Genomic DNA, 519 nt, shown 5'->3' on the forward strand with positions numbered 1-519 from the left:
AGTCGACCTTCGGCAAGGTTTCGAACTGGTGGAAGGGCGGCGGGCTCGACAGGGTCCATTCCAGCGTCGTCGCGCCCTCGCCCCAGGGATTGTCTGGAGTCTTCTTGCCGAAGAACAAGGACCAGAAGACATTGGCGAAGAACAGCACCATGCTGGCGGCCATGATCATGAAGCCGATGGTCGCGACCTGGTTCCAGCCGGCATAAGCGTCCGCATAATCGGGAATGCGCCGCTGCATGTTCTGGAGGCCCAGGAAGTGCATCGGAAAGAACAGGATGTTCACGCCGACGAAGAAGACCCAGAAGTGGAGCTGGCCCAGCCATTCGACGTAATTTTTGCCCCACATCTTGCCGAACCAGTAATACCAGCCGGCGAACAGGCCGAAGACGGCGCCGAGGGACAGCACATAGTGGAAATGCGCGACGACATAATATGTGTCGTGCATATAATTGTCGATGCCGCCATTGGCGAGGACGACCCCGGTGACGCCGCCGACCGTGAACATGAAGATGAAGCCCA

Annotated in this window: 1 protein-coding gene; it reads right to left on the reverse strand. The window is 58.4% G+C overall.

All coding sequences use genetic code 11. The annotated features are described in order from the left end of the window. On the reverse strand, positions 1-519 hold a 519-nt coding region (locus RQX22_RS19245), incomplete at both ends, for a cbb3-type cytochrome c oxidase subunit I (RefSeq protein WP_315728828.1).

The sequence above is a fragment of the Sphingosinicella rhizophila genome, assembly GCF_032378825.1.
In the GTDB taxonomy this organism is placed as follows: domain Bacteria; phylum Pseudomonadota; class Alphaproteobacteria; order Sphingomonadales; family Sphingomonadaceae; genus Allosphingosinicella; species Allosphingosinicella rhizophila.